This is a genomic window from Rhodonellum sp., from assembly GCF_030656585.1.
GTDB lineage: Bacteria > Bacteroidota > Bacteroidia > Cytophagales > Cyclobacteriaceae > Rhodonellum > Rhodonellum psychrophilum.
The window spans coordinates 1-4,453 of record NZ_JAUSPP010000040.1; the positions used below are offsets into that span (position 1 = coordinate 1).

General features: G+C 40.7%; 4 protein-coding genes and 1 pseudogene. 4 read left to right on the forward strand and 1 reads right to left on the reverse strand.

Going from position 1 to position 4,453, the window contains the following annotated elements; translation table 11 throughout:
• A pseudogene (locus Q7J63_RS10540) lies at positions 1–847 on the reverse strand (translocation/assembly module TamB); the annotation flags it as partial.
• Positions 848–859: 12 nt separating this feature from the next.
• Here Q7J63_RS10540 and tsaD point away from each other — a divergent pair.
• The 4 genes from tsaD to Q7J63_RS10560 all read left to right on the forward strand — a co-directional run.
• The gene (tsaD, locus tag Q7J63_RS10545; protein ID WP_304885971.1) at positions 860–1,864 is read left to right on the forward strand and encodes a tRNA (adenosine(37)-N6)-threonylcarbamoyltransferase complex transferase subunit TsaD; all 1,005 of its coding nucleotides are present in this window, start codon (positions 860–862) and stop codon (positions 1,862–1,864) included.
• Between the two features lie 106 nt (positions 1,865–1,970).
• Positions 1,971–2,435 (forward strand): SsrA-binding protein SmpB, encoded by a 465-nt coding sequence (smpB, locus tag Q7J63_RS10550; RefSeq protein WP_026333567.1) that lies wholly within the window; start codon positions 1,971–1,973, stop codon positions 2,433–2,435.
• A gap of 53 nt (positions 2,436–2,488) precedes the next feature.
• Positions 2,489–2,995 carry an HNH endonuclease gene (locus Q7J63_RS10555; protein ID WP_019597315.1) on the forward strand — a complete coding sequence of 169 codons (507 nt, stop codon included), beginning with the start codon at positions 2,489–2,491 and terminating at the stop codon, positions 2,993–2,995.
• 163 nt (positions 2,996–3,158) lie between these two features.
• On the forward strand, positions 3,159–4,453 hold a 1,295-nt coding region (locus tag Q7J63_RS10560), incomplete at its 3' end, for a HAMP domain-containing sensor histidine kinase (protein ID WP_304885975.1).

Genomic DNA, 4,453 nt, shown 5'->3' on the forward strand with positions numbered 1-4,453 from the left:
AATGGGTCAATATCTCGACTTCCTGAGTGAAATTGGACAAGGAAGCAATGGATTCATAACTGAACTTGAGATAATCTTTTATCTCCGTTTTATTGGACCGGAGATAAAGATTGGCAAATTCCATATAGGTGGGGGCAAGGGTAAAATCTGTTTTTAACTGCTGGAAAAACATTCCCGAGTTTGATTCCTCACCTCTGAGATAGTTTAATTTTATGAAAAATACTCCCGCTTCTGTTTCAAATTCGTCAGCATCCGCAATCAAGTTTCTGAAATTCAATTGATTGAAATCAAAACCCTCCGTGACGGGTGTTGCAGAATAATTGATGATATCCAAAGAGGCATTTTCGAGATAGATATTGCCAATACTGAATTTTACCGATTTCCGATTTGGGTCCCTTTCGCCAGATACAAAAAGGGAATTGATCCGTACCAAAAATTCCGAGATGTTTATCCTACTTTCTTCTGGATGGGTCAATAGCCTGATGCTCCCTCTTTCGAGTTTGATTTGGTCTATGGAAGGATTATTTTTGTCGAAGATTCCGGCAATCGAGAAATCAATGAATACCTCCTCCAGATTTGCCATCAGACTATCCTTCTGGTCATAAATGGTTACATCTTTCAAGCTTACGGCATCCCACCACCTGATTTGGACCTTGGAAATGCTTGTTCTAAAGCCCGTATTGTCGCTGATATAATCCGTAAGCAATTTACTGACTTTGGTTTGGATGGAGGGGATTTGTAATAAACCAGCAATCAAAACAACCCCGAAAATCAATAAAAGAGTGAGCCTTAAAAGTACCTTAAAGGCTTTAAGTAAAATTTCTGTAACTTTCGACTTCTTTTCCAACGGGTAAAAATAATGAAGGTAACGATACTGGCCATTGAGTCATCCTGCGATGAAACTTCGGCGTCTGTAATATCTAATGGCAAAATACTCAATAATATTGTGGCCACGCAATCTGTACACGAAAAATATGGGGGGGTAGTTCCTGAACTGGCATCTAGGGCACATCAGCAACATTTGATTCCGGTCATCCACGAGGCGATGATCTCTTCGGGTATTGACAAAAAAGAGCTGTCCGCCGTGGCATTTACAAAAGGCCCAGGATTGATGGGCTCATTGATGGTGGGCGTTTCCTTTGCCAAATCCTTTGCCTTCATGTTGGATATTCCTTTGATTGAGGTCAACCACATGCAGGCCCATATTTTGTCCCACTTCATTGATGACCCAAAACCCAACTTCCCGTTTATTTGTATGACGGTAAGTGGCGGCCATACGCAATTGGTCTTGGTACGGGACCATTTGGATATGGAAGTAATAGGAGAAACCACCGACGATGCTGTGGGGGAGGCCTTTGACAAGACTGCCAAATTATTGGGTTTGCCATATCCAGGCGGACCTTTTTTGGATAAATATGCCCAAGAGGGAAATCCTTTGGCTTACTCCTTTCCAGTTGCGGACATGCCGGGACTGAAATTCTCCTTCAGTGGAATCAAAACCGCAATCCTTTATTTTTTAAGGGACAATCTTAAGAAAAATCCAGACTTTGTGGAACAAAACCTGGCCGATATTTGTGCTTCTGTGCAGTATACCCTGATCAAGACATTATTGTTGAAACTCAAAAAAGCAGCAAAGGAGCACAATATCAAAGAAATAGCGATTGCCGGTGGAGTTTCGGCAAACTCTGGTTTGAGAAAAGAGCTTGGCTTGACAGCAGAAAAACTGGGATGGAACGTTTATATCCCAAAATTGGAATACTGCACTGACAATGCAGCGATGATAGCGATGGCTGCCCATTATAAATTCCTGAAAGGTGAATTCTGTGGCATGGATGTGGTGCCGGATGCAAGGATGAAGATCTGATTTGGAATACCCTTTGGGAGGTAGGGCGATGGTGTCCATTGCGCATTCTCAGGTAGGGCTGGCTCCTGATGGAGCGGTATATTATTAAATGAATTCAAAGAAAAAAATGGCGAAGATCAATAGATTCGAAAAAAAAATAAACATCAAGAATAAAAAAGCAAGCTTTGAATTTGAGTTTGTGGATACCTACGTCGCCGGGTTGGTATTGCGTGGAACCGAAATCAAATCCATCAGGGAGGGAAAGGTTTCGCTTACTGAGGCATTTTGCTTTTTCAAGAGTGAAGAACTTTTCATCCGACAAATGCACATTGCACCCTATTCCATGGCTGCTAGTTTCAACCATGAAGCGGTTCGCGAGCGAAAGCTGTTGTTAAGTAGAAAAGAACTTGATAAATTGGAGAGTAAATTTGCAGAAAAAGGGCTTTCGATTATACCCATCCGTATATTTATCAATGACCAAGGACTCGCCAAAATGGAGATTGCTTTGGCTCGTGGTAAAAAGACCCATGACAAAAGACAGGATATCAAGGAAAAAGATGCGAAAAGAGAGCTTGGAAAACTAGCCTACTGAAACAATTTTATTATACATTAGGTTTTTGTGGTTGGGTTAAAATTAACTTTATTATGGAAAAACGTGTGTTGGTATTGAATATGGATCACTCCCCTGTAGCTGTTGTGACGGTTCAGAAAGCACTTGTTTTGACTTTTTTGGATAAGGTGATTTGCCTGAGTTATTATGATCATTTTGCGATCAGAACCGTCGATCGGGTTTTCAAGTACCCTGCCGTAATTCGGCTCAATGAGTATAAAAACATCCCCTACAGAGGAGTTCTTTTGAACAGGAACAATCTCTTCAAAAGGGATAAGGGAGAATGTCAATACTGTGGTTCCAAAAAGCACCTTACCATCGACCATGTCGTTCCCCGCTCTAAAGGAGGTGCCACGAATTGGAGTAATTTAATTACAGCTTGCCACAGGTGCAATGTCCAAAAAGGGGACAAAACACCCGAGCAAGTGGGATTGATGCTAAAAAACCACCCTTTCAGGCCTTCCCTTTCTTATTTTTTGACTGAATATGCGGAAAGAAACGCAGAAGAATGGGTGCCTTTTTTGGAAATCAAGACAGTCTAAGGAGTTCATTACAATAGACTTATGTCTATATTTGTTGAAGCATAACCCAGCTTGGAATAATAATTGTGAAGTTGATGGATTGAAGCGAAGAATTTAAAAACCTAAAGCAAGGATTGAAGTGGGAGGAAAAGTAAAAATTGGATTTTTTCTAGCAATATTTTTAGTGATCAGCGTAAGTTTGGTCACCTTTTTCAGTATTCGCAATCTTTTGGAGACGGTTGAAAATCTATCGGAACCCAATGAAAAACTTAGGCAGTTGAATGGATTGATGTCAGATGTCCATTTGCTGGATATTTCCCGTGAAGATAGACTGACCGACAAGGATTCTGTTTTTAAGAAAGCATTGGACCGAATCATTGCTAGGTTGGATTGGCTGAGCCAAAATGCTGAAGAAACAGCAGAAATGGAGAGTTTTGATAAAATAAACCATAATGTCAGGGAATTGCTCGTTGGTTATGCTGGTTTGGAGGAAATCAACAACAATCTCTCCAACAAAAATTCTGGACAAAAAGCACTCAAAAGCATTGAGACCAAAATTCAAAGGCAAAGGCAATCAATTGAGCTTGAGTTTTTGGGTAAAATAAAGGAGCGAGATTTTTTTGCCGAACATGCCCCAAAGTTGGACCAACAAAAACCTAAGAAAGCTATTCAGATCGAGAATCCGGACTTAGGGGAAAAGGAAGCAAAGTTTCAGGGGATCGATGACTTGGAGGCTGTTAAGCAAAATTTGGTGGCCAAAGGAGTCCAGAAATCCCGTGCTGATTCGATATTGATCCCCTTGAAAGACTTTGTTACCAAAATTTATAGGGATGAGCAGCAATTAAAAGGCAACTTCGCCAATCTGCAGGCAAGCCTGTTGGAAAAGAACAAGGAGATTTTTTCGGAAATACAAACCCTGATTACGGGTATTCAACAAAACCTTTTGGTAGATTATAAGGAGAAAAATCAATCCGCTTATAAAATGACTACCAATGTTTCTTTCATTTTGGCATTTTTGGTTTTTTTGGGTGTCATTGGTTCATTGGGGTTTGTTTACAGCATATTGAAGGAAGTTCGACAGGCAAATTCCTACAGAAAAAGGCTTGAGAACGCCAAAAAACACTCCGATCATCTGGCAAAAGCCAAGCAGGACTTTTTGGCGAATATGAGCCATGAGATCAGAAACCCCCTCCATGCAATCCAGGGCTTCCAAAATGCCCTTTTTAAAACGGATCTGAACCCCAACCAGCAGGAGTTTGTGCAAATGATCGGTTTTGCGTCCGAAACCCTGATGGCGATCGTGAATGATATATTGGATTTTTCAAAACTGGAAGCTGGAAAAATCCATATTGAAAAAGAGCCATTTGATCCCAAGAAGCTTTTTTTGACTATTCAGAGCTTTTTTGCCCTGAAAGCAGAGGAAAAAAATCTTGATTTTAATTGGCAAATCGACCTCCAGGAAGACAAATGGATGGTAGG